The following is a 24,940-nucleotide window of genomic DNA, read 5'->3' as shown; positions in this document are numbered from 1 at the left end:
GAGCCCCCCCATGCTTTTCCACGTAAAAATGACCGTGAACCTGCCACTCGACATGGACCCGGCCAAGGCCGCGACGCTCAAGGCCGACGAAAAGGAACTGGCCCAGCGCCTGCAACAGGAAGGCAAGTGGCGCCACCTGTGGCGCATTGCCGGGCACTACGCCAACTACAGCGTATTTGACGTGGCCAGCGTCGAGGCCTTGCACGACACGCTGCTGCAATTGCCGCTCTTCCCCTACATGGATATCGAGATAGAAGGGCTCTGCCGCCACCCGTCCTCGATCCATGACGACGACCGCTAACCCTTTCATTCCCTCGCACAAGAACAAGATAAGGTGAGCCCCATGACCGTGAAAATATCCCACACTGACGGTATCCAGAGCTTCTTCAAAGAAGCCGCCGGCTTTGGCAGCGACAATGGCAGTCCGCGTCTCAAAAGCATCATCCTGCGAGTGCTGCAGGACAGCGCAAAAATCATCGAAGACCTTGAAATCACCGAGGACGAATTCTGGAAGTCCGTGGACTACCTCAACCGTCTGGGCGGCCGCTCGGAAGCCGGTCTGTTGGTAGCAGGCCTGGGCATCGAGCACTTTATCGACCTGTTGCAGGACGCCAAGGATGAACAGGCCGGTCAGGTCGGCGGCACGCCTCGCACCATCGAAGGCCCGCTGTACGTGGCCGGTGCGCCGCTGTCCGAAGGGCACGCGCGGATGGACGACGGCAGTGAAGAGGGTGTCGCCACTGTGATGTTCCTCGAAGGCCAGGTGTTCGACACCCAGGGCAAGCCGCTGGCTGGCGCCACGGTCGACCTGTGGCACGCCAACACCAAGGGGACCTATTCGTTTTTTGACCAGAGCCAGTCTGAGTACAACCTGCGTCGGCGCATCATCACGGATGCCGAAGGTCGCTATCGCGCCCGCAGTATCGTGCCATCGGGCTACGGCTGCGATCCACAGGGGCCGACCCAGGAATGCCTGGATCTGCTGGGGCGCCACGGCCAGCGTCCGGCCCATGTGCACTTCTTTATCTCGGCCCCCGGCCATCGGCACCTGACGACCCAGATCAACCTGTCGGGCGACAAGTACCTGTGGGACGACTTTGCCTATGCCACCCGTGAAGGTCTGGTGGGCGAAGTGCAGTTTCGCGACGATGGCGCCCGTGATGTGACGGGGCGATATGCCGAACTTGCCTTCGACTTCCAGCTGCAGCAGGCCGCCGCCCCGGCAGCCGAGTTGCGCAGCCATCGCCCGCGGGCGTTGCAGGAAGACTGTTCGTCCAGCAACAGTTGAGCAACACCCAGGCGTGAATCCGGGCACTCCGGAGGCGGGTAATCCCCCCCGGACGAGCCCTGAATCCGGGCCCGCAAGGTGAATCGATACAGCGGCATGGTCTGTGCAATGTTCCTGAAAAAACACTTCAGGAACCACACCCATGCCTGCAACCGCTTCGAACAAACCGCTCATTCGTCGTAGCCGACTCTGGCAAGCCCTGACCCTGGCCGTCGTCAGTACAGGGCTTGCGACAATGGCCAGCGCCGATGACAGCGATGTCCCTTCGCTGGCCGGCAAACGCATCGCCATCAGCATGACGGGCACCAGTCATTATTTCGATGTGAAAGCCTTTGAAGCGCAGGTCGAGGAGGTCAAGCACCTTGGCGGCACGCCGATCACCCTGGATGCCGGGCGCAATGATAAAAATCTGGTGACGCAACTGCAGACGGTGGTGACGCAAAAGCCGGATGCCGTGATCCAGACCCTGGGCACCCTGAGTGTGATTGACCCGTGGCTCAAGCGCATCAGCAAAGCCGGTATACCGCTGTTCACCATCGACGCACCCTCGCAATACAGCCTCAACAACACCACTTCGGACAATGTCGCCACGGGTAAAAACCTGGCCGGGCAACTGGTGGCAGACAGCGGTGGCAAGGGCAATATTCTGGTGTTCAACGGTTTCTATGGCGTGCCGGTGTGCGCGATCCGTTATGACCAGCTCAAGCTGGCCCTCAAGGATCATCCTGAACTCAACATCATCGACCCCGAACTGCGGGATGTGATCCCCAACACCGTGCAGGATGCCTACAGCCAGGTCAGCGCGCTGCTCAACAAATACCCCAAGGGCAGCGTCACCGCGATCTGGTCCGCCTGGGATATTCCCCAACTGGGCGCCAGCAAGGCGCTGGTGGACGCCGGGCGCACGGAGATCAAAACCTATGGTGTCGACGGCACGCCTGAAGTGCTTGAGCTGCTTAAGCGCGAGGACTCACCGGTGGGCGCAGTGGTGGCCCAGCAACCGGCACTGATCGGTAAAACCGCCGTGCAGAATGTGGCGCGCTATCTGGCCGGGCAGCATGACTTGCCCAAGGAAACCCAGGTCCCGACGTTGCTCACTACCGCGGCCAACCTTGAGCAGGTGCAACGTCTGCGAGGCGACCAGTGACTCCCCCCGCGCTGCATCTGCAGGGTATCGCCAAGCGCTTCGGGCCTACCCAGGCGCTGGACGGCGTAGACCTGTGGGTCGAGTGCGGCTCGATTCACGGTCTGGTGGGTGAGAACGGCGCCGGCAAATCGACCCTGATCAAGGTACTGGCTGGCATCCACCGGGCCGACAGCGGCACGCTGGCGATCGACGGGCAGCCCTTTACTGCGTTGAGTCCGCGTCAGGTCGAGGCCTTGGGCGTACATTTCATTCATCAGGAGCGTCTGTTGCCCGCCCGTTTTACCGTGGGTGAAGCGCTGTTCTTTGGTCATGAACTCAGGTGCGGCCCTTTTGTCCGGCGCCGCGCCCAGGACCGTGAGGCGGCACGGCTGTTACGTGAGTACTTTGATCTGGAGTTCCCGGCGGGCGCACTCGTCAGCGAGCTGGACAGTGCGCAGCGTCAGATTCTGCAAATTACCCGGGCCTTGCTGGCCAAGCCCAAAATACTGGTGTTCGACGAACCCAGCGTGTCCCTGGTCAAGCGCGAAGTCGATCAGCTGTTGGCAATCATTCGTCGTTTGCGCGATCAAGGCCTGACGATTGTGTATATCTCTCACTACCTGCAGGAAATCGAAAGCCTGTGCGATCAGGTTACGGTGCTGCGCAATGGTCGGGCCGTGGCGGTGGTCGATCCGCGTACCACCTCGACCACGCAGATTGCCCGGCTGATGGTCAATCGCGACGTCGGCGAGATGTACCCCAAAGATGTGGTCAAGCCGGGTGAGGTGGTGCTTGAACTCAAGGGTTTGGGCTTGGGTACTGCGTATCACGACATCAATGTGAGCCTGCGCCGGGGCGAGGTGCTGGGGCTGACCGGACTGGTGGGTTCCGGTGCCAAGGAACTGCTTAAAAGCCTGTTCGGCCTGGTGCAGCCCGACCGTGGCAGTGTGCACTTGCAGGGGCGCCTTGTGCGCCTCAAGTCCCCCCGCGACGCCGTTCGCAAAGGCATTGCGCTGGTCCCTGAAGAGCGCCGCAGCCACGGGGTAGCGCCGCTGCTGTCAGTGCTTGAAAACCTGACCCTGGCCGGGCTTTCGCGGTTCAGCCGCTGGGGCCTGATGAACCACGCGGCCGAGGCCCGGGAAAGCGAACGACTGATCGCTGAACTGGGTATCAAGACTGCGGGCCGCGACGCCCCGGTCCGGCAACTGAGTGGCGGCAATCAGCAAAAAGTCGCACTGGGTAAATGGCTGGGTCGCGGCTGCGCGGTGTACCTGCTTGACGAGCCCAGTGTGGGGGTCGACATCGGGGCCAAGGTCGAGATCTATCGCCTGATCGGCCGCCTTGCCCAGCAAGGCGCGGCAGTGCTGGTGCTGTCCTCGGACTTGCCGGAGCTGATGGGTATTACCGACCGGATTCTGGTGATGCACCGTGGGGCCCTGGCCGGTGAGTTCGATGCACGCCAGGTCGACAGCGACCGTTTGCTGGCCTGCGCCACAGGGGCCCGTGAGTTGTCCGCCCCGTGCCTTTCTTCCGAGCGGGAGCCTGAACATGCCGTCGTCTGAAATCCTCGCCCGGCCTTTAGTGCGCAGGCTGGGCCTGCTGGTGCTGCGCCGGGGTTCACTGCTGGCGTTCCTGCTGATTCTGGCGGTGTTCGCGGTCAGCGCGCCCAACTTTCTCAGCCCGGGCAACATTGCCAACGTGTTTGCCCAGTCGGCGATCCTGGGTATCCTCGCCTTTGGCCTCACCTGCGTGGTGATCGGCGGTGGCTCCAACGTTGTTTCGGGCGGTCTCGATCTGTCCCTGGCGGCCAATCTGGGCCTGTGTGCGGCGGTCTACAGCAGCCTGAACAACGCGGGACTGCAGGCCGGGGAGGCGATTGGCCTGACCTTGCTCTGCGGGCTGGCCGTCGGTGCCCTGAACGGTTTTACCGTGGTGGTGCTGCGCCTGCCGCCACTGCTCGCAACCCTGGCGAGCATGAACCTGATTGCCGGGCTGGAGCTGGTACTGACCCAGAACAGCGTGTTGCCCACCGATTCGGCGTTGCTGGACACCCTGGCCAATGGCGAGTGGCTGCAGGTGCCTGCGCTGGCCTGGGTGCTGCTGGGTGTGGCGTTGTTGCTGGGCCTGCTGATTCAGCACAGTCCTTATGGATTGCGTTTGTACGCGGTAGGCGAATACCCCGAGGCGGCACGGGCCGCCGGGTTGGGGGTGGGCCGCTACGTGTTTTCCAGTTACCTGATCGCGGGGCTGTGCGCCGCCATTGCCGCCTTTTGCTCGGCCGCGTATTTCAGCGGCAGCACCACGGGTTCCGGGGAAATGCTGCTCTCGGTCGTGGCCATCGCTTTTCTGGGGGTGGTGTTTTCAAGGCGGCTGGTGGCGAACATCCCCGGCACGTTGTTGGCGACGCTGTTGCTGGGTTTTTTGATTAACGGTTTCCAACTGCTGAACATCGCCAGCTTCTGGGTCAATGGTGTGCAGGGGGTCCTTATTTTAGTGGTGGTGGCCATGTCCAGCGCCTTGCGCACAGAGGAGGGCGGACAATGACCACGCTCGCTGCAACGCCCGTGTCTACGCTGTTTTTATCCCGCGCATTGCGGGGGATCCTGCCGCTATTGATCGTCGTGATCGTTGGGTTTTTCGCGGCGACAGCGCCGGGGTTCTTGACCCTCGGCAACCTGAGCAGCCTGCTGCTGAACAACTTTGTGCTGCTGGCGATAATTGCCATCGGCATGACCTGGGCGGTGGCGGCAGGGGGGATCGACTTGTCGGTGGGCACGGCGCTGGACTTCGCCAGCCTGGCCTTTGTGGTGGTGCTCAATGGCGGTCATGGCCTGGCCATTGCGATACCCGCAGCCTTGCTCGCCGGGGTGCTGGTGGGCGGCTTCAATGCGGGGCTGATCGCAGGTCTTGGCATTACGCCGTTTCTGGCAACCCTGGGTACGTTGTTTATCGGCATCAGCGTTCAGCAATTACTGTCTGAAGGGGGGCAGCCGATCTACATTGCGCAGAGTGTTTTGCCGGGGCTCACCGGTATGACGTGGCTGGGGGTGCCGCTGCCGTTGTGGCTGGTACTGGGCGTGGCGGTGGGGTACGGGGTGATACTGGCCCGAGGGCGACTGGGGCGAGAAATCCTGGCGGTTGGCACCCAGGTGCAACTGGCGCGCTACTCGGGGCTGTCGATCCGCGTGATCAGCCTCAAGGTGTTTATCGCCAGTGCGCTGGCCTGTGCCGTGGCCGGGATTGTGCTCAGTTCCACGGTCAACGCCTACGTGCCGATGTCGGGCAATGCGTTCTTGATCAATGCCATTGGAGCGGTGTTCATGGGCACCACCCTGAGCCGAACCGGGCGCGCCAACATCCCCGGCACGTTGCTGGGGGTGTTGTTCATCAATGTGATTGCCAATGGTCTGTTGCTGATTGGCTGGAACTTCTATTGGCAGCAGGTGGCGACCGGCGCGCTGATTTTGCTGGTGCTGGCGTTCAGTTTCGCCAGCCGCCGCCTGCAGTTGGGGCACTCGTCGTGATCTATCCGGCCTTGAGGCTATTGCCGATCTGCCACACATACAGTGGCTCAGTCCCGTTGACGGCCCAGTCACCGACTATCCGTGCCTTGTATATCCACGGGTTGTGGGAGGCTGCCGTGCGGGCATTGCGCCAATGGCGATCCAGCGCCTTGCTCACACTGACCCCTGAAGCCCCCAGGGCGTTGAACAGATCGCTGGTCGCCCGCAGGATCAACTCCGACACCACGACCTGAGCTTTTGACGTCTCGATTTCGGCATCGATGTTGGCCTGGCGCTCGGCGTCTGTGTCCTGGGCCAGTCGCGCTACATAGGCCCGTTGCAGAGGTTCCGCCGAGCGCAGGGTAGCCGCTTCGGCCGCATACACCTGGGCCGATATCTGCCCGACCACCTGCAGGATCTGGGCGTCGCCACTGGCGGTGTCGGCATTGCCGTGGCTGAACACCCGTTTGCGCTCGCGAACCTCTTGGGCAATATCCCGTTCCACGGCACGGCCAATGCCCGCCAGTACGGCCAGCAGCACCAATTGATAAAACGCCGTCTGGTATTTAAACCGCGTCTCGAAGGGAATCACGTGTTCGGCGCTCAGGGGGACATCCACATACTGCGAGGTGCCGCTGCCGGTGGTGCGCTGCCCGAAGCCGTCCCAATCATCGCTCTGGGTCACGCCGGGGTGACTTGCATGCACCAGCGCAATCACGTCGGCGCCGTTGTCGGAGCGTTGGGCGTACACATCGATCCAGTCGGCAAAGATACTGCCGGTGCTGTAGTACTTGGCCCCGTTGAGCAGGTAGTTCTCACCGTGGGGGGGGATTTTGGTGAGGATTTCCCCCAGTTTGACCGCGCCGACCTCGGTCCAGCCATTGCCTACCAGTTCACCTGCCACAAAGCGTGCGAACCAGGCCCCGCGTAACGGGCCAGGAGGTGCATTGAGGCGGTCTTCGACAAACGCAAAATGGCCGCGCAGTGATTGTGGAATGTTGGAGTCGGCTTCGGCCAGCTCGATCAGCAACTGGAACAATTGACCGATGGACGCACCGGCACCGCCATACTCGACGGGCACTCTGATTGCGCCAAAACCGGCCTGTTTCAACCAGCGAATGGGCTCGTAGGGCAGCTCGCGAGCGTGTTCGCGTTCAACATTGCCGGCGGCGATTTTGCGGAACAAGGGACGAAAGCGATTGGCCAGGGTTTCGTAGTCGGTACCCGCGGACAGAGGTGAAGCGGTCATGGCAGTTCTCCTGAAATGGAAGATTCCTGTCATGGGGGATTGCATGGTTTGTGCCGTTGGCGACAAGCCCGCAAAGCCTGGGATTCGCTCAAGCCAACTGACTGCTGGCCAACAGTTAAAAGCCAAGGTGTACGAAAACAGCACAGCCACCCTCACGAATACCCCTGTGGGAGCGGGCTTGCTCGCGGGGGTATCGCCGCGGTTTAACTCAAGGATCGCGGCGCCCGTATCTCGACCAGGCCCGCTCCCGCAGAGCAGGCGTAGAACCGGCACGGCCTGTGCAACAGCGCCTGCAATGTGTAGCGTCAGGAGCAATTCGATGTCCCGTGAAATCCGTTTGAATGCCTTCGACATGAACTGCGTCGGCCATCAGTCCCCGGGCCTGTGGGCCCATCCCCGTGACCGCTCGTGGCAGTACAAGGATCTTGAATACTGGACCGACCTGGCCAGGATCCTGGAGCGTGGCAAGTTTGACGGGCTGTTTATCGCCGATGTGCTGGGGATCTATGACGTGTATCGCGGCAATGGCGATGCGGCGATCCGCCAGGGCGCACAGGTGCCGGTCAATGATCCGCTGCAATTGATCCCGCCAATGGCCCTGGTGACGGAGCACCTGGGGTTTGGCCTGACCGCGTCGTTGTCGTTCGAGCATCCGTACCCCTTTGCCCGGCGCCTGTCGACGCTTGACCACCTGACCAAGGGCCGCGCGGGCTGGAACATTGTCACCTCCTACCTTGAAAGCGGTGCCAAGAACATCGGCCAGCAAACCCTGACCGAGCACGATGCCCGCTATGACTATGCCCAGGAGTATCTGGAGGTTTGCTACAAGCTGTGGGAAGGCAGTTGGGAAGAGGGCGCCATCCTGCGTGACCGTGAACGGCGGGTGTTCAGTGACCCGAGCAAAATCCATGAAATCCGCCACGACGGCAAACATTTCCAGGTTCCGGGCATCCACCTGTGCGAACCCTCGCCGCAGCGTACGCCGGTGCTCTATCAGGCTGGCGCCTCCAGCCGGGGCAAGCAGTTCGCAGCCGAGCAGGCCGAGTGTGTGTTTGTGGCCGCGCCGTCCAAGGTGCTGCTGAAAAAAACCGTCGCCGATATTCGTCGACGTGCCGCCGAGGCGGGGCGCGATCCCTCGAAAATTCTGATTTTCAACCTGCAGACCGTGATCCTCGGCGAGACCGATGCACTGGCCAAGGCCAAGTTCGAAGAATACAAAAGCTATGTCAGCTACGAAGGTGCAATGGCCTTGATCAGTGGCTGGACCGGGATCGATTTCAGCCAGTTCAAGCCCGACGAGCCCCTCAAGCACGTGCACACCAATGCGATCCAGTCCGCCGTCGAAACCTTCTCCACGGCCGATCCGAACACCCTCTGGACCCCCAATGCGCTGGCGGACTGGGTGGGCATCGGCGGTTTCGGACCGCTGTTTGTCGGCAGCCCTGAAACCGTGGCTGACCTGCTCGAAGAGTGGGTGGCCGAGACTGATGTGGACGGCTTCAACCTGGCTTATGCGGTGACCCACGAGACCTTTATCGATGCCGTGGATTTGCTGGTGCCTGAGCTGCAAAAGCGCGGTGTGTACAAGAAGGAGTACGCCCCGGGCACCCTGCGCGAGAAGTTGTTTGGCGAAGGTCCCCGCCTGGCTGAAGGACACCCGGGGGCGGGCTATCGCAACCTGGGCGAGCTTAATCGGGCCCAGGAAAAACAACGGGCCTGAAGCCCGGCGCTGGACACAGCGGGTGAGCTGAACGCAGCATGGGTGATCGATCCTGCGTTCAGCGCTTAATAACTTCAAGAACGAGTGAGTAACCATGAGTGAGCCGCAAACCGGACAGGCAACTCCTGCCATCCGTGAGGCCGATGTATTGATTGTGGGCGGTGGCCTGAGCGGCACCTTGTTAGCCATGCAACTGCTGCGCTTACCCGGCGCCCGGCGCATCGTGCTGGTGGAGCCCAGGCCCGAGCTGGGCCGGGGCGAGGCTTACAGCGCCACCGAACTGGGGCATACCCTGAACGGTAATGCAGCGCGCATGAGCATCGAGCCCGATGATGCCGATGACCTGACACGTTGGTTGCAGGCCCACCTTGATGACGGCGGCTGGCCGGAGTCGGGTGCCCAGGATCTACCGGCCAGCGAATTGTTCCCGCCCCGCGGGCTGTTCGGCGTGTATGCCCAGCAGCGTCTGGCGCAGGCACTGATCATCGGCGAGGCGAATGGCTCCAGCCTGACCCATGTGCGCGATGAAGTGATCGACCTGCAAACCCTGGAGCACGGCGTGAGGGTCACGCTCAAGGAGGGGGCCCGGTGGCAGGGCGCAGTGGCCGTATTGGCAACCGGCATGTTCCCGGCGGCCCGTACGGCCCAGCGCGAGTCCAGCGGCCTTAACGCTGCGGCACTGGACCCGTGGAATGTCGAAGCATTGCGAGCACTGCCGACGGATGCCCGGGTGCTGATCATCGGCTCGGGGCTGACCATGATCGATGCCCTGGAATCCCTTGACCAGGCGGGTCATCGCGGGCCGTTCGACGTGTATTCGCGTCACGGCCTGTTGCCCCATGTGCGCCGTCAGCCGCCCGCCTGGGAGGATTTTCTGAGCCTGTCGCCGGAGCTGCGCAGCCCCTTGCAGTTGCTGCGCGAACTGCGTCGTCAATGTGCGCTGGCGCAGGCGCAGGGTATCGACTGGCAGGCGCCGCTGGACACTGTCCGGGTGCACATTCCAAGGCTTTGGAGCCAGGCCAGTGATGCACAGCGCCGTCAATTTGTGCGGCATGCCCGGCCCTGGTGGGAAAGCCATCACCATCGTTCGCCGCCCCAGGGCAATGCCTTGCTGGAACGGCTGCTCAAGGAAGGTCGGCTGACGGTGCGTGCCGCGTCCCTGCAAGGTGTAGACAGTGCCGGCCTTCGAATTCGACTGCGTTACCGTGGGCAAACTGAAGCGGTGTGGGTGCAAGGGGATGGGCTGATCAACTCCACCGGCATCGAGTACGACTGGCGCCGTGTGGATAAAGCCTTGCCCCGGCAACTGCTGCAGCGTGGGTTGATACGGCCCGGCAACCTGGGGCTGGGCATTGCCGCCGACGCGGGCGGAGCGGTTTTGAATGCCGACGGCGAGCCGGGACAAAGGCTGTTTGCGATGGGCCCACCGTTGCGTGGCATGTGGTGGGAAAGCACTGCGGTGACGGACGTTGCACTACAAGCCAAGGCATTGGCCAATCGGTTGGCAATAGAGTTTTGACCTGACAGACCGCGTCGGCCGCATTCACTGTCTGGCACAAATCCCTGTGGGAGCGGGCTTGCTCGCGATGGCATCTACGCGGTACGGCTGAAAGACCGCGTCCTCAGCATCGCAGGCAAGCCAGCTCCTGCAGGTCTTGCGCTAGCCCCTGAATCTGCGTCCCGGACATAGAATCGGACACGCACAATGGCCATATAAATCCCCTTTTGGCCTGCCTCCCTCTGTGATCGGTTCTGGCTGTCGGCAAGAATCAACCCCACCACTCAAATAACAACAAATCCTTTCGTCCTTACCCTCGGCCTTCTAAAGGCCTCTGCCGTGTACAGAACATAACAACTATCGATCTCACGCCGAACCTGGGGAACTGATCCATGGACACTCTGAAATGCTTACTGGGCGCCACTGTCTGTGGGCTCACGCTGCTGGCCACCAGCGTACATGCCGAACAGCGCGAGTTGCGGGTTTACAACTGGGCGGACTATATCCTGCCGTCCGTTCCCAAGGACTTCGCCAAACAGACGGGCATCAAGGTGACCTGGGATTCTTTCGACACCAATGAAGCCCTTGAAGCCAAGCTGCTGACCGGCAACTCGGGGTATGACCTGGTGGTGCCGTCCAATCAGTTTCTCGATACCCAGATCAAGGCGGGAGTGTTCCAGAAACTGGACAAGTCCAAGCTGCCCAACTGGCAGCACCAGGACCCGGCCCTGCTCAAGTTGCTGGACACCAATGACCCTGGCAACCAGTACGCGGTGCCTTACATGTACGGCACGGTGCTGATCGGCTTCAACCCGGCCAAGGTCAAGGCCGCGCTGGGCGAGAATGCACCGGTGGACAGTTGGGATCTGGTGTTCAAGCCCGAAAACATGGCCAAGCTGAAATCCTGCGGCGTGGCGATGCTCGATTCACCCTCGGAAATCCTGCCGTTGGCGCTGCATTATCTGGGACTGGACCCCAACAGCCAGAACCCGGCCGATTATGAAAAAGCCAAGGAGCTGATGCTCAAGATCCGCCCCTACGTGACCTACTTCAACTCGGCCAAGTACATGACCGATATCGCCAATGGCGACATCTGCGTGGCCATCGGTTATTCGGGCAGCTTCTACCAGTTCGGCAATCGCGCCAAAGAGTCGGGTAACGGTGTCGTGGTCGACTGGCGCTTGCCCAAAGAGGGCGCGCCGATCTGGTTTGACACCTTCGCCATCCCTAAAAGCGCGAAAAATGTCGAAGAGGCCCACGAGTTCCTTAACCACCTGCTGGAGCCCAAGGTCATTGCCGGGATCAGTGATTTCCTTGGCTACCCCAATGCCAACAAGGACTCCCTGACGCTGATCAACAAGGACATCACCGCCAATCCGAACCTGACCCCAACCAGCGAGGCGCTGGAATCCCTGTATGTGGTGCAGCCGCTGCCGCAGAAAATGGAACGGGTGCGCACCCGGGTCTGGACCAGTATCAAGTCGGACAAGTAACCCCTCAGGGGTAGTGAATGGGGGTTATCGTCAAGTGCCTGCCGGGTTCCTAAACTGGGGGCACTTAATCGAACGACGAGAACAGCACCATGCGTATCCGAGAGCTTGGCATCACTATCGGTTCAGGTACCCCGGGCGTGTACAACGCCATCACCGACGTACCGGGTGTGCGAGTGGGGCATCACACGCTCAATGTTGAAACCGATGGGGTTTCCATCCATTCCGGTGTCACCGTGATTGAGCCCCGGGCCGGAGCCACCCATTTGCAGCCGTGTTTTGCAGGCGTGCATGTGCTCAACGGCAACGGTGACGCCACGGGGCTGGAGTGGATCCGGGAGGCGGGCTTGCTGACCTCGCCCATTGCCTACACCAACACCCACAGTGTTGGCGTGGTTCGCGATGCGCTGGTAGCTGCCGAGCGGGAGATGGGCAAGCAACATACCTACTGGTGCATGCCCGTGGTGCTGGAGACCTACGACGGAACGTTGAACGATATCTGGGGCCAGCACGTGACTGCCGAGCATCTGCAACTTGCCCTGCAAGCGGCCGAGTCCGGGCCTGTGGCAGAGGGCAACGTCGGGGGCGGTACCGGAATGATCTGCCACGAATTCAAGGGCGGGATCGGCACGTCATCACGGGTATTGAGTCCGGAGCAGGGGGGCTGGACGGTAGGGGCACTGGTGCAGGCCAACTACGGCGTGCGTGAAGCCTTGCGGGTGGGCGGCTACCCGGTCGGCACGGTGCTGGATGACGTGCCATCGCCCTTCAAAAGCGGGGTCAATGTCGGCGTGCCGGGCATGGGGTCGATCGTGATTACCCTTGCCACCGACGCGCCCTTGTTGCCCCATCAGTGCACCCGTCTTGCACAGCGTGCCAGTGTCGGGTTGGCGCGGGTGGGGGGAGGAACCGAGGACTCCAGCGGCGATATCTTCATTGCCTTTGCGGTGGGCAACCAGAACTTGCCAGCGGCCAACTTCGGTCATCCGGGTGAGCCGACAACGGCGTTGCAGATGGTCAACAACGACTACATCTCGCCGCTGTTCGTGGCAGCGGCCGATGCGGTAGAAGAAGCCATTCTCAATGCCATGCTGGGCGCCGATGACCTGACAGGCTGTGGCCATACGGTGCTGGCGCTCAAGCCTGAGCGATTGCTGGCGGCGCTCAGGCAGGTGGGCTGGAAAGCACCTTGAGCCTGTAGTCGCTGCCGAGGCACGAAGGCTGCGAGCCTTTAGCGATATACATCGCCAATCGCAGCCTTCGTGCCTCGGCAGCGACTACGGTCGGGGGCGGGATATTGGTTCAGAGCTTCGGCAATTGCCCGACGCGAGCCATCATTTCGGTGACGATCTGCAAGTCCAGCATGAACTGCTCGACCGTCTTGAACTCGTTGTCGGTATGGCCGGTGTACTTGACGTTGGGCATGGCCAGACCGAACTGCACGCCATTGGGCAGTTCATGGACCGATGTCGCACCCGCCGAGGTGCCGAAGGTGTGTTCCATGCCGAGGTTTTCGCTGGCTACGGCCAGCAGCGCCTTGACCCATTCACCCTCCGGGTTGCGGTACATCGGTTCGGCGATGGTGTAGTCAAACGTCACCGCCACCTGCTTGCTCTTGCTCCAGGCATCCAGCTTCCCGGCAATCTGCTCCTTGAGCACCTGCGGGGACTTGCCCTTGGGCACGCGCAGGTTCACGGCAAGCTTGAGGGCCTTGTCATCCAGCCCGACAAACGTCAGTGACGTGGTCAGCGGCCCCATGAACCCGTCGGCAAAACCAATCCCCAACTTGCCACCTTCGTAGTCCAGGCCCCAGTTCTCGGCGCCATAGTGTGCGGCATCGGTAACGTGGTTGTGCTTGAGGGCGACCTGGCCATCAATGCTGCTGATGAAGTCCAGCATCCTTGCCACCGGATTGACCCCGGACTCGGGCTCTGAGGAGTGGGCAGACACCCCCGTGACGGTCAGCACGACATCCTTGCCGACCACCTTGGCGCTCACTTCGAAATTCCCGCCATTGCGCCTGGCGTAGTCGGCACCGGCTTTATTCAATGTGGCGGCCAGCTCTTCAGGCGTGTCCGTGACCAGGGTGGCGACCGAGGTCGACGGGATCTGATTGGTTGCCATGCCGCCCGTGAGCGAGATGATTTCCGCGCCCTGACCCTCGGCGTTACGCCGCGCAAATGTGGCCATGACCGTGCCGTAGCCTTTCTCGGCGATCACTACGGGGTAGCCGCCATCCAGCGCCAGGTTGTAGTTGGGGACCGGGTTGTTTTCGAAGTAATAGGGGATGGCGTCACCGGAGGTTTCCTCGGTGGTGTCGATCAGCAGCTTGAAGTTTCTGGCCAGCGGCAACTTCTCCTCCTTGATCACTTTCATGGCGTACATCGCCACCACGATGCCGTTTTTGTCATCCTCGGTGCCACGACCGTACATGCGATCGCCAATCAGGGTGACCTTGAACGGATCGAGTTTTGTGCCGTCCTTGAGCACCCAGTTTTCCGGGGTTACCGGCACCACGTCGGCGTGGGCGTGAATACCGACCACTTCATCGCCACTGCCTTGCAGGGTGACTTCATAGACGCGGTTGTCGACATTGCGAAAGTTCAGGTCGAAGGCCTGGGCAAGGCCCTTGATCTTGTCGGCGATCTTGATGAATTGCGGGTTCTCGTACTGGGGCACGCCGTCCAGGTTGACGGTCGGGATGGCAACCAGCTCTCGCAGGGTCTGGGTGGCCTCCTTGCCGTATTTCAACCGCGTGTAGAGGCCCAGCAGACGATAGATTTCGTTCTGTTGCTCAGGGGTCAATGCCTTGTTGTCGAGAAAGGCGTTGAGGGTCGGCTGCAGGTTGTCGGCCCTGGCAAGATCGCTCTTGGCCAGCGCACCCAGAAAATGCCTGAAGTCAGTGACCGGGGTTTCACTGAAGGTCTTGAGGATGGTCGCGCTCTGTTGCGGGGTGATGGTGGCGTGGGCAGCGGTGCTGAACGCCGCAAGGCTGGCCATCATCAATGTCGCGGCGGCCAGGTGCTTAAGTGGAAAGTGCATGGTGTGGGGCATTCCTTTGCGGGCAGTGGGGTGGAAATGGAGGCAAATGAAACAAAACATTTCCAAACTTACACTGCAAGGAAGTGCAACGGTAGGTGCTTTTTATTCCTGCGCCTGTAAAAACAGCGAGAACAGTTCGGACTGTGACTTGATTCCCAGCTTGCTGTACATGTGCTTGCGATGCACCTTCACCGTCTCTGCGGAAATCGCCAGTTTTCGGGCAACTTCCTTGTTCGAACAGCCGCTTAGCAGCAATAGCCCCACCTCCATTTCCCGTGCGGTCAAGGGTGTACTCAACTGCTCGGTAGCGGTTTCCAGGCGGCTTTGCCAGTTGGGTGTCAGCTCTGCTGCCTCCCTGGGTTCGCGCTCGAACACCAGGCGCTGGCGCATCAGTGCGGCCACCCAAGGCTGTACCAGCCCCAGCAATGCGGTCTGTTCCAGGCTGAACCGGCACTGGCTGCCCAGTGACAGGCTCAGGGTTCGTTCATTGTCGAGTTGCACATTGATATGCACCTCGTCGGTGACGATATTCAGGCGGAAGTAGCGCTGGTAGTAATCGGTCTGTTCAAAGCATTCCGGGGCCACGTCCTGCAGCCGGAACAGCCCGCTTTTCGGTGATTCGCGGTTGGCAATGTAGAACGGGTCCAGCAGGTACAGGCCCTTGAGATAATCCTGGAACAGTGAATCCATACCGCCGTCTTCGCCGGGGGATTCGGCCAGGACCTGCGGTTTTCCCGCGCTATAGATCAGCACCACCCAGTTGTCCACGGGCACATAGCGGCCCAGCAAACGCACCAGCGCCGTCCAGAAATTGGGCTGGTCGAGGGTTTCGATCACCCGGCCCACCGCGTCATGCCAAGCCACATCCTGCAACGTCAGATTCATCTCACTACCCATTGGGTGTTACCCCATCGAAGTCATTTAAAGGCGCTGTGCCGCGCACCATACTCGGCTCATCCCTGGGTAAAAGGACCTGAGATGAACATTGAAATGGTGCAACTGGCTGGCCGTGACGGCGACACCGCTTATAACCTGTCGCGCACATTGAATGCCATCGCCACCTGCGCTGGCGATACGGATTTGCTGGTGTTTCCAGAGACCCACCTGACCGGATTTGTCGGCGGCCAACAGCTGGCGCAGGTGGCCGAGCCCCTGGACGGTCCGACTCTGCACGCTGTGTTGCAGGCCGTACGGGAGCGTGGTGTCGGTGTGGTGGTCGGGATTGCCGAGGTCCATGAGGGCACGTTCTACAACACCTCGGTACTGGTGACGCCCGAGGGGATCGCGCTGCACTACCGCAAGACCCATCTTTGGCCGTCGGAACGTGGCGACTTCTGCCCTGGCGACCGTTTTACCACCGTTGTGTGGCAGGGCGTTCGGGTTGGCCTGCTGATCTGTTACGACATAGAACTGCCGGAAACCAGCCGGGCCCTGGCGCAACTGGGGGCCGAACTGATCATCGTCACCAACGGCAACATGGATCCCTATGGCCCTGTGCACCGCACGGCAATCATGGCCCGCGCCCAGGAAAACCAGGCATTCGCCGTGATGGTCAACCGCGTAGGGGCAGGGGACGACGGGCTGGTGTTTGCGGGTGGCAGCATGGCGGTCGACCCGTTTGGGCGGGTGCTGGTTGAAGCCGGGCGCGAAGAAAATCGCCAGGTGGTGGCGCTGGATTTTGATCAGCTGAAGGCTGCCCGCCGTGATTACGACTACCTCAAGGATCGCCGTTTGTTGCTGTCGGGCACACAGCTCGAACATGCAGACGGTCGTCGCGAACTGTTGATCGGAGCCTGAACATGAATAATAAAAACGGTATGCGCCTGGCCCTGGCCGCGGTGTTGAGTTGCAGCCTCGCGAGCGCGGTTGCGGCGCAACAGCAGGTGAACATCTACAACTGGTACGACTTTATTGCCCCCGACACGATGAAAAACTTTAAGGCCGAAAGTGGAATCGGCTCGATGTACGACGTGTTCGATAACAGCGATGTGATGCAAAGCAAGCTGATGGCCGGGCGCAGTGGCTATGACGTTGTCGTCGCCACCGGGGATCTGCTGCCCAACCTGATCAAGGCCGGGGTGCTCAAGGAGCTGGACCCTGCGCAGTTGCCCAATCGCTCACACCTGGACCCGGACATCCTGGCCAAGATGCAGAGTAACGATCCGGGTAATCGCTACGCCGTGCCTTACCTGTGGGGCACCACGGGGGTGGGCTATGACGTCGACAAGGTCAGGGCCGTGCTTGGGGCGGATGCGCCGGTCGATTCCTGGGACCTGATCTTCAAGCCCGAGAACCTGAGCAAGCTCAGCCAGTGTGGCGTGGCGATGCTGGACGCTCCCAGTGAAATCATCCCTATCGCCCTGCATTACCTGGGGCTGCCCTACAACAGCACCAACCCCCAGGACTACCAGAAGGCCGAGGCCTTGCTGCTGACGCTGCGGCCTTACATTCGCTACTTTGACTCGTCCAAATTCATCACGGACCTGGCCAATGGCAACGTGTGTGTGGTGGTGGGTTGGGCAGGCGGGGTGCAGGACGCCAAGACCGCCTCCCAAGTGGCCGGCAATGGGCGAAACATCCGTTACAGCATTCCTCGCGAAGGTGCGCCGATCTGGGTCGAAAGCATGGTCTTGCTCAAGGACGCGCCCAACCCGCAGCAGGGCCTGGCATTCATCAACTACATGCTGCGCCCGCAGGTGATTGCGCAGACCTCGACCTACCTCAAATACCCCAATGCCAATCAGGATTCCAGGGCGCTGATAGACGAAAAAATCCGTGACAACCCGGAAATTTACCCCGGCAAGGACGTCATGCAGACGCTGTTCCCGCTTGAGCCGCTGCCCCTGAAACTTGAGCGGGTACGGACACGGGTATGGAGCAAGGTTAAAAGCGGGACGTGAGCCTCACAAAACCAGAGCTTCATCATCACTGTGGGAGCGAGCAAGCCCGCTCCCACAGGAGTGCTACAGAATCGCCGTCTCGCGACAGACTTTGCTCGCCCTCGGCATCGCCGGCAGCACTGCTTCTTGCAAGGTCCGTGCTGCCGGGTGGGTAAAGCGCATCTGCGGGGTAACAGGCATGTCCTCCACCAGCTTGCCTTCGGCCAATACCACCACTCGCTGGCAAAAGCGCTGCACCAGGCTCAAGTCATGGGTAATCAGCAAAAAACCCGTGCCGCAGTCGCGCCTTACTTGTGCCAGCAAATCCAGAATCTGCACTTGCAGCACCCGATCAAGGTTGGACAGGGCCTCGTCGAGAATAATCAGCTGAGGCCCGATCGCCATGGCCCGGGCAATCCCGGCGCGCTGCAGTTGGCCGCCGCTCAGTTGCGCGGGGAGTTTGTCGATGTCCCGGGCCTCCAGCTGGACCTGCTGCAACAGGTGTTCAACCCGGGCCTTGCACGACTCGGTAGACATTGTGCTGAGATGGCGCAGAGGCTCGGCAATGCTCCAGCCAATGCTGCGCTGGGGGTTGAAGGCACTGAGGGCGTCCTGGAATACCATCTGCACGCTTTGCAAAAACGGCGGCTGGCCATTGAACACGATGCTGCCCTGATCGGCGGTTTCCAGGCCCATCAGCAGGCGCGCCAATGTGCTTTTGCCGCTGCCGCTGCCCCCCAGCAGGCCAAGGCTCTGGCCTTGCTCCAGGTCCAGATTCAATCCGTCGAGCACGTGCACTCGATGCCGTTTGCTGAAAAAACCGCCAGCGGTATAACCGTGACTCAGGTCGCGTACTTGAATAAAGCTCATGGCGCGCAGCCCTCCAGGGTCAATGAGTGATGCGCCGCCAGCAGCGTGCGCGCTTCCTTGCTTTGCGGTGCGTTGAACAGCTCATGCACACCGGCATGCTCGACAATCCGCCCGTTGGCCATGACGCTCACCCGGTCGGCGCAGCGCGCGACGACGCCCATGTCATGGGTGATCAGCAGCACGCCCAGGTTGCGTTGTTCCACCAGCCGCTCGAGCAGGTCGAGAAAGCGGGCCTGGGCCACAACATCCAGATCGCTGGTGGGTTCGTCGGCCAGCAAAAAGCGGCTGTCGGCCAGCAGGGCCAGGGCAATCATCATCCGCTGCAGCATGCCGCCGCTCAGTTGAAAGGCGAATGAGTCGAGCACCCGCTGATCATCGTGCAAACCCACTTCGTGCAAGGTGGTCTGGATTAGCCGCTCGGCCTCGGCGCCTCCCAGGCCACGGGTCTGCAGGGTTTCGAGTGCGTGCTGGCGCAATGAGCGCACCGGGTTGAAGGCGCTGCGCGGGTTTTGCAGCACCAGCGCCACTTCACGGCCGCGCAAGTGCGTGGCTTCAACCGGGCGCCCGTCCAGCAGCAAGGTTGCGCCGCTGCTGTGGACACCGGGGGGCAATAAATCGAGGATGCCCAGGCTGGTCAGGGACTTGCCGGAACCGCTGGCGCCCACCAGCGCATGCACCTGGCCAGCCTTGAGGGTCAGTTCCACCCGGTCAACCAGGGTGCGTTGCTGGTGCTTGAGGGTCAGGTCGCGAATGGTCAATGTGTGCTTCATTCCTTGATCTCCGCCAGTACGCTTGGGTCGAGCCGGTCACGCAATGCATCGCCCAGCAGGTTGAAGGCCATGACCGAGATAAAGATCATCAGGCCGGGCCAGAGCAGGAGCTGCGGCTGGGTCCAGATAAACTCCTTGGCGTCGTTGATCATCACCCCCCACTCAGGCGTCGGCGGGCTGACGCCCAGACCGAGAAAGGACAGGCCCGAGACGTGCAGCATCATATGGCCGATGTCCATCGACGCCAGGACCAGCAACTGCCCCACGACGTTGGGCATCACGTGCTGGCGCAGGCGGGTCAGGCGTGAAGCACCGGCCAGTTGCGAAGCCAGTACATAGTCGCGATTGCGCTGGGCCAGGACCATGCCGCGTACCATTCGCGCATACCAGGCCCAGTGGGACAGGGCGATCGCGATGATGACGTTGGTCAGGCCGGTGCCCAGCAAGGCAATCAGAAAGAACGCCAGCACCAGAGTAGGGAAGGTCAGGAACATGTCGCAAAGACGCATCAGGAACATGTCCACCTTGCCGCCGACGATGCCCGCGATACCGCCAATGACCACGCCCAGCACCAGCACCAGGCCCAGCACCAGCACCACGCTGCCCAGGGACAGTTGCGTCCCGACGATGAGGCGCGAGAGCACGTCGCGCCCCAGGTGGTCGGTGCCCAGCCAATGGCTGGCGCTGGCGGGCAGCAGGCGGTCGTCCAGATTCACCAGGGTCGCGTCGTAAGGCGCCAGCCAGGGGCCGAGCAGCGCCATCACCAGCAACAGGGCCACCAGTACGTAACCGATGCGCAGGCCGTGTTTTTTGCGGGTATAAGCCGCAGCTATTGCGCTCATGCCATCACCCCCGACAGACGCGTACGTGGATCGAGCCAGGCGTAGCAGATGTCCACCACCAGATTGCACACCACCAGCAGCGTGGTCAGCAGCAGGGTGAAGCACTGCATCACCGGAAAGTCGCGATTGAGCACCGCGCTGACCGCGAAGCGCCCGACACCGGGCCAGGCGAAGATGGTTTCGATCACCAGTGCACCGCCCAGCAACTCGCCGATATGCATGCCCGTGGCGGTCACCAGCGGCATCCAGGCATTGCGCAGGATATGGTCGCGCCACACCCGTTTTTCATTGAGGCCACGGGCCCGGGCGTAAAACACATGACGATGCTGGCGCACGTCGAGCAGGCTGGCGCGCAGCAGGCGGGCGTTGATCGACATCGACATCAGCGCAATGGCCAGGACCGGCATCAGCAGATGCTGCGGGCTGCCCCGGCCCATCGGAGGCAACCAGCCCAGCCACAGGGAGAACATGGCGATCAGCAGAAATGCCAGCCAGAAATTGGGCATCGACACGCCGATAAAGGTGATGAAACGCACCACCTGATCGGGCCAGCGTCCTTTCCAGCGGGCAGCCGCCAGGCCCAGGGGAATGCTCATCACCAGCGTGGTGAGCAGGGCCAGGCCACCCAGCTGCAAAGTGGCAGGCAGGTAATAGAGGATGTCGTCGAGCACCGGGCGCCCGGTGATATAGGAAATGCCGAAATCGAGATGCAGGGCATTCCACAGCCAGGTGAGGTATTGCTCGGGCAGGGGGCGGTCAAGGCCAAGGGCATGGCGCGCCTCGGCCAGAGCGGTGTCGGTGGGCGGGATCTGCGACAGGCGCAGATAGTCCAGTGCCGGGTCGCCGTTGCCCAGGTGCAGCAGGACAAAGACGATCAACGACACCCCCAGCAGCACCGGGATCAGCAGCACAAGCCGCAGGATGATATAGCGCAGCATGGTTATGGCTTCCCTGTGGTTGGGTGCATGACCTCGAACGGCACGTCAAACAGCGTGCTGCCGAATTGCACGTTGTCGACGTTGTTGCCGCTGACACTGATGGCCGTAAGGTGTGAGATCGGCAGGTACACCGCCTGATCGTGCAGGGTGGTGAGGATTTCGCGGTAATCCTCGGCGCGCTTGCTTTCATCCGTTTCGCCCAGGACTTCGGCGATTTTATGGTCGATGGCGTCCTTCATCGGCAGGCCGCGTTGGGCCATGTAATCCGCGTGGCCTGCGTAGCGCATGGAGCTGACAAATGAGTGGGGGTCATAGGGCGCGCCCCAGGTGTCGGCGAAAATCATGCCGAACTTGCCTTCACGCTGGCGCTGGACCAGGGCGCCGTCTTCTTCGGCGCGCAACTTGACCTCGATACCGACCTTGGCCAACTCCCCCTGAATGATTTCAGCGAGATTTTTTTGCAGGGCGCTGGGGCCCAGAAACACCAGGTCGGTGCTCAGTGGCTTGCCGTCTTTCTCGCGAATGCGTTTACCCGCAGGGACTTTCCAGCCAGCCGCCTCAAGGGTTTTTTTCGCCTGCTCGGGGTCATGGGGCAAAGCCTTGAGGCCAAGATCGGCGTACGGCATGTTACTGGCGAACAGCGCATCGGCACGGGGTTCCTGGCCATGCAGCACCTTGGCGATGATGGTGTCCTTGTCAACGGCCTGATTGATTGCCTGGCGCACCGCCAGTTCATTGGTGGGTGCCAGGCCAGTGTTCATTGCCACGGTGCGAGTGGCCAGTGGTGCGGAAATGGCGGCTTTGAAGCCTGAATCGCGCAGGCGTACGAAAGTGCCCGGCGAAATTTCGCCGTCGGCGCCCTGGATCAGATCGATTTCTCCCGTTTGCAGGGCGATGGCGCGGCTGTCGGGGTCGGAGATGACCTTGACCATGACCGAGTCATAGGCCGGTTTTGGCCCCCAGTAGTGCTCGTTACGGTCGAAGCGGTCGTATTCGCCACGCCGGGTCTGGGCGAGCACCCAGGGCCCGGTGCCCACCGGCGTGCCCGGCTTGGCGTCGGGTGCGCCAAACCGCAGCGGGCGCACTTGTGCCAGCTCCATCAGGGTCGGGTAATAAGGGTGTTTGAGCACCAGCACCAGCGTGTGCTCGTCCGGCGCTTCGACGCGCTCAAGGGTGGAGACCAGCTCCATCCACTGGTGGCGCTTGCTGTTGGCCAGCACCGCATCAAGGTTGGTTTTGGCGGCACTCGCGTTGAAGGGGCTGCCATCACTGAAGGTTACGTTGTCGCGCAGGGTGAAGGTGTAGGTCTTGCCGTCCGGCGACACGGTCCAGTGAGTTGCGAGCCAGGGTTCCAGGGTGCCCTGTGCCGTGTACCGCACCAGAGGTTCATAGACCATTGCCTGGGCATACATCTGGTTGGGCGAATAGCCTCGGGGGTCCAGCGGACCAGCATTGGTCGGCCATGAATAGGTCAGCGTGGGGGCCGGGGCGGCAGCCCAGGCAGTCGAGATGCCTGCGCTCAGGCAGGCTCCAATCATCCATAAAGCCAGCTGTTTTTTAGTCCGTGACTGCTTCACACTGCTTCTCCCTCAATTGATGGCTATTGGCCTGATCAGATGCTGGGTATGAAGTCTATGTCAAAAGTTCATAACTGCGAGGCTGATTGGATGCAGAGGGTCACTATTTCGCTGGACGATGATTTGTTGGCTGCCATTGATGCGCGTGTGGGCACCCACGGCTATCAGGGGCGCTCCGAGGCCATACGTGATTTATTGCGTGCCGGGTTGCTGGAACCGGAGCAGGGTGACCCTCAAAGTGCCTGTGTCGCGACCTTGAGCTACGTGTATGACCACGCTACGCGTGAGTTGTCCAAGCGTCTGAATACGGCCTTTCATGAGCACCATGACCTGACGCTGTCGACGTTGCATGTGCACCTGGATCAGGGCAAGTGCATGGAAGTCTCGGTGCTCAAGGGCACGGTGGGGGAGGTGGCGGAGCTGACGCGTCATGTGATGGCCGAGCGTGGGGTTCGGCATGGCAGTGCGCAGATTATTCCGTTGGGCTAGGCGGGCCGGGTACCAAAAGCACTATGTGGCGGCTTGCGCACGACCTGTAGTCGCTGACGAGCCGTGCGAGGCTGCGATCGTCTTGGTGCGCCACTGCGACGTAGCAGTCGTAAAGTCAGCTTCCTCGGTGAATCAGGGATACCGCGTTTACCGGTTTTGCGACCGCTTCGCGCTCGATCGCAGCCTCGTTCTACTCGTCAGCGACTACAAGGGTAGGTGGCGAATCTGTAGTCGCTGACGAGCCGTGCGAGGCTGCGATCGTCTTGGTGCACCACTGCGACGTAGCAGTCGTGAAATCAGCTTGCACGATTAATCAGGCACTGCGCGTGTACCGGTTTAGCGACTGCTTCACGCTCGAACGTAGCCTCGTTCTACTCGTCAACTGCTACGTAGAGGGCCCGATACAACGCGTTGCAGGTGTCGCCACACCAGTCGGCCCAGGGTAATGGACCAGTTGCACAAGGCAATCCCCAGGATTATCCAGAGCAGGGTGTGCATCCCGTAGTTAACGATGATCTGCCCGCCCAGCCAGGGGAAACCAAATACCCCGACAAAATACGCCAGGCTGAACAGCACCAGCGACTGTGGCGTCAGCCCGGCAGGTGCTTCGTTGGCAGCCAGGCCGTTGATTACCGAGTACGTCAGGCCGTAGCCGACCCCAAGCACAATGGCTGCCAATAAATAGATGAACCCGGAGCTGACAAAGAACATCAGCATCAACACCGAAACCACCATCAAGGCCGTCAGCAAGCAGGACATGACATAGGGGTCACGCCTGACAATCAACCCCGCAATCAGCAGGCGACAGGTGATTGCGGCACCCATGAAGCCCAGGAAGAAGAGTGAATAGTCCAGCTGGTTGAGTGTCGCGTAAGAGGTTTGAAAGCTGGACAACCCTCCGAAGATGGCGCCGCCCAGGCCAACCATCATGATCGCGAACACGGCCTTGGAGCGCAGCACCAGCGCAGCAGCCTGCGGCGTGATTTTGCAGGGGGCGACGGAGCCGGGTGTGCTGTGCTGGCGCTTGATTCCTGGGCCGATGACCACAAACATCAGGCCACCCAGCAGGCTGGCAACGGCCGCCACCAGGAACGCCGATTCCACCGGGTAACCCAGTGCCTGGGCTGCACGACCGAGCAAGGGGCCCGTGCCGATGCCGGTCATCATGCTGCCCGAGAGCAAGGCGAAGTGTTTCACCCGTTGCGCGGGCTCGATGAGCATGGCCACGACGATCGGCCCCAGGGTGTAAAACACTCCCCAGCCCAACCCCAGCAGCAAGCCAAAGATCAGCACCGCGGTGCCATGATCGGGCAAGGTAGCGAAACCCAGGCAGGCGGCGGCCAGCAGCAGGGAGCCACAGGCTATGGCCCTGGGAGCGCCGAACAGGTCGGTCAGGTGGCCGGAAAAAATCACTGCCAGGAAGGTACTGAGCATGGCGACCGAGATGATCGTGCCAGCCTGCGACTCACTGCCGCCGTGGGCGCTGAGCATCATGGCCAGTAAAAAAGTGGTGCCATAAGACAACGACAGCAGGTAACTGGCGAGGCAGAAGAGCCCGAAGACGCCCTTGGCCTGCTGGGGGGGAGTGGATGGCATTGCGGGTCGTCCCTGAAGTTCGAGTGTTGTTGTGCGGCACATCGAACGTTAATAACAGACAAC

The 24,940-nt window shown here is 61.3% G+C and carries 22 protein-coding genes; 13 read left to right on the top strand and 9 right to left on the bottom strand.

Going from position 1 to position 24,940, the window contains the following annotated elements:
• Positions 1-10 precede the first annotated feature (10 nt).
• From catC to VSQ83_RS13970, 6 genes are all read left to right on the top strand, one after another.
• Entirely contained in the window at positions 11-301 is a 291-nt protein-coding gene (gene catC, locus VSQ83_RS13995) for a muconolactone Delta-isomerase (protein ID WP_133078511.1), read from the top strand.
• Between the two features lie 42 nt (positions 302-343).
• On the top strand, positions 344-1,288 hold the full coding sequence (gene catA, locus VSQ83_RS13990; RefSeq protein WP_326427053.1) for a catechol 1,2-dioxygenase: 945 nt from the start codon (positions 344-346) through the stop codon (positions 1,286-1,288).
• Positions 1,289-1,430: 142 nt separating this feature from the next.
• Positions 1,431-2,435 carry a sugar ABC transporter substrate-binding protein gene (locus VSQ83_RS13985; protein WP_442800232.1) on the top strand — a complete coding sequence of 335 codons (1,005 nt, stop codon included), beginning with the start codon at positions 1,431-1,433 and terminating at the stop codon, positions 2,433-2,435.
• On the top strand, positions 2,432-3,976 hold the full coding sequence (locus VSQ83_RS13980) for a sugar ABC transporter ATP-binding protein (RefSeq protein WP_326427052.1): 1,545 nt from the start codon (positions 2,432-2,434) through the stop codon (positions 3,974-3,976). Before VSQ83_RS13985 ends, VSQ83_RS13980 begins: the two co-directional genes overlap by 4 nt.
• Positions 3,963-4,958: an ABC transporter permease gene (locus VSQ83_RS13975; RefSeq protein ID WP_219262707.1), complete on the top strand. Its 996-nt coding sequence runs from the start codon at positions 3,963-3,965 to the stop codon at positions 4,956-4,958. The genes VSQ83_RS13980 and VSQ83_RS13975 overlap by 14 nt, the downstream gene beginning before the upstream one ends.
• Positions 4,955-5,938 (top strand): ABC transporter permease, encoded by a 984-nt coding sequence (locus VSQ83_RS13970; protein WP_133078515.1) that lies wholly within the window; start codon positions 4,955-4,957, stop codon positions 5,936-5,938. Before VSQ83_RS13975 ends, VSQ83_RS13970 begins: the two co-directional genes overlap by 4 nt.
• A 1-nt stretch (position 5,939) precedes the next feature.
• Here VSQ83_RS13970 and VSQ83_RS13965 read toward each other — a convergent pair whose 3' ends face one another.
• Entirely contained in the window at positions 5,940-7,166 is a 1,227-nt protein-coding gene (locus VSQ83_RS13965) for an acyl-CoA dehydrogenase family protein (RefSeq protein WP_326427051.1), read from the bottom strand.
• 319 nt (positions 7,167-7,485) lie between these two features.
• Here VSQ83_RS13965 and VSQ83_RS13960 point away from each other — a divergent pair, with 319 nt between their 5' ends.
• From VSQ83_RS13960 to VSQ83_RS13945, 4 genes are all read left to right on the top strand, one after another.
• Positions 7,486-8,886: an LLM class flavin-dependent oxidoreductase gene (locus VSQ83_RS13960; protein WP_219262709.1), complete on the top strand. Its 1,401-nt coding sequence runs from the start codon at positions 7,486-7,488 to the stop codon at positions 8,884-8,886.
• A 94-nt stretch (positions 8,887-8,980) separates the two neighbouring features.
• Positions 8,981-10,405 (top strand): FAD/NAD(P)-binding protein, encoded by a 1,425-nt coding sequence (locus VSQ83_RS13955; RefSeq protein ID WP_326427050.1) that lies wholly within the window; start codon positions 8,981-8,983, stop codon positions 10,403-10,405.
• 371 nt (positions 10,406-10,776) lie between these two features.
• Complete coding sequence (locus tag VSQ83_RS13950) at positions 10,777-11,877, top strand: polyamine ABC transporter substrate-binding protein (RefSeq protein ID WP_326427049.1); 1,101 nt, start codon at positions 10,777-10,779, stop codon at positions 11,875-11,877.
• An 89-nt stretch (positions 11,878-11,966) separates the two neighbouring features.
• Complete coding sequence (locus VSQ83_RS13945) at positions 11,967-13,067, top strand: DmpA family aminopeptidase (protein WP_133078519.1); 1,101 nt, start codon at positions 11,967-11,969, stop codon at positions 13,065-13,067.
• A gap of 109 nt (positions 13,068-13,176) precedes the next feature.
• Here the strand turns inward: VSQ83_RS13945 and VSQ83_RS13940 are convergent, their stop codons facing one another.
• Both VSQ83_RS13940 and VSQ83_RS13935 read right to left on the bottom strand, forming a co-directional pair.
• Positions 13,177-14,916 (bottom strand): dipeptidase, encoded by a 1,740-nt coding sequence (locus tag VSQ83_RS13940; RefSeq protein WP_326427048.1) that lies wholly within the window; start codon positions 14,914-14,916, stop codon positions 13,177-13,179.
• 102 nt (positions 14,917-15,018) lie between these two features.
• A complete protein-coding gene (locus tag VSQ83_RS13935) occupies positions 15,019-15,801 on the bottom strand; it encodes a response regulator transcription factor (protein WP_133078521.1) in 783 nt (260 codons plus the stop codon).
• 93 nt (positions 15,802-15,894) lie between these two features.
• Between VSQ83_RS13935 and VSQ83_RS13930 the strand changes: the two genes are divergently transcribed.
• Together VSQ83_RS13930 and VSQ83_RS13925 are read left to right on the top strand one after the other, a co-directional pair.
• Positions 15,895-16,713: a carbon-nitrogen hydrolase family protein gene (locus VSQ83_RS13930; protein ID WP_326427047.1), complete on the top strand. Its 819-nt coding sequence runs from the start codon at positions 15,895-15,897 to the stop codon at positions 16,711-16,713.
• A 2-nt stretch (positions 16,714-16,715) separates the two neighbouring features.
• A complete protein-coding gene (locus VSQ83_RS13925; RefSeq protein WP_219262713.1) occupies positions 16,716-17,816 on the top strand; it encodes a polyamine ABC transporter substrate-binding protein in 1,101 nt (366 codons plus the stop codon).
• A gap of 63 nt (positions 17,817-17,879) precedes the next feature.
• On the opposite strand, the gene VSQ83_RS13920 is transcribed toward VSQ83_RS13925, so the two are convergent.
• The 5 genes from VSQ83_RS13920 to nikA are packed head-to-tail and all read right to left on the bottom strand — an operon-like array spanning position 17,880 to position 22,792.
• Positions 17,880-18,665 carry an ATP-binding cassette domain-containing protein gene (locus VSQ83_RS13920; RefSeq protein ID WP_219262714.1) on the bottom strand — a complete coding sequence of 262 codons (786 nt, stop codon included), beginning with the start codon at positions 18,663-18,665 and terminating at the stop codon, positions 17,880-17,882.
• On the bottom strand, positions 18,662-19,435 hold the full coding sequence (locus VSQ83_RS13915; protein ID WP_133078525.1) for an ATP-binding cassette domain-containing protein: 774 nt from the start codon (positions 19,433-19,435) through the stop codon (positions 18,662-18,664). The genes VSQ83_RS13920 and VSQ83_RS13915 overlap by 4 nt, the downstream gene beginning before the upstream one ends.
• A complete protein-coding gene (gene nikC / locus VSQ83_RS13910) occupies positions 19,432-20,277 on the bottom strand; it encodes a nickel ABC transporter permease subunit NikC (protein ID WP_219262716.1) in 846 nt (281 codons plus the stop codon). Before nikC ends, VSQ83_RS13915 begins: the two co-directional genes overlap by 4 nt.
• Positions 20,274-21,215 (bottom strand): nickel ABC transporter permease subunit NikB, encoded by a 942-nt coding sequence (gene nikB / locus VSQ83_RS13905; protein ID WP_326427046.1) that lies wholly within the window; start codon positions 21,213-21,215, stop codon positions 20,274-20,276. Before nikB ends, nikC begins: the two co-directional genes overlap by 4 nt.
• A 2-nt stretch (positions 21,216-21,217) precedes the next feature.
• A complete protein-coding gene (gene nikA, locus VSQ83_RS13900; protein WP_133078528.1) occupies positions 21,218-22,792 on the bottom strand; it encodes a nickel ABC transporter substrate-binding protein in 1,575 nt (524 codons plus the stop codon).
• Between the two features lie 90 nt (positions 22,793-22,882).
• On the opposite strand from nikA, the gene nikR reads away from it, so the two are divergent.
• Positions 22,883-23,281, top strand: a complete 399-nt coding sequence (gene nikR, locus VSQ83_RS13895) for a nickel-responsive transcriptional regulator NikR (protein WP_133078529.1) — start codon at positions 22,883-22,885, stop codon at positions 23,279-23,281.
• 378 nt (positions 23,282-23,659) lie between these two features.
• Here nikR and VSQ83_RS13890 read toward each other — a convergent pair whose 3' ends face one another.
• Entirely contained in the window at positions 23,660-24,877 is a 1,218-nt protein-coding gene (locus VSQ83_RS13890) for an MFS transporter (protein WP_326427045.1), read from the bottom strand.
• Between the last annotated feature and the right edge of the window lie 63 nt (positions 24,878-24,940).

It is taken from the genome of Pseudomonas sp. DSV-1, from assembly GCF_035830915.1.
GTDB lineage: Bacteria > Pseudomonadota > Gammaproteobacteria > Pseudomonadales > Pseudomonadaceae > Aquipseudomonas.
Note: the sequence above shows the minus strand (reverse complement) of the source record. Positions and strands in the feature narration are given on the sequence as shown.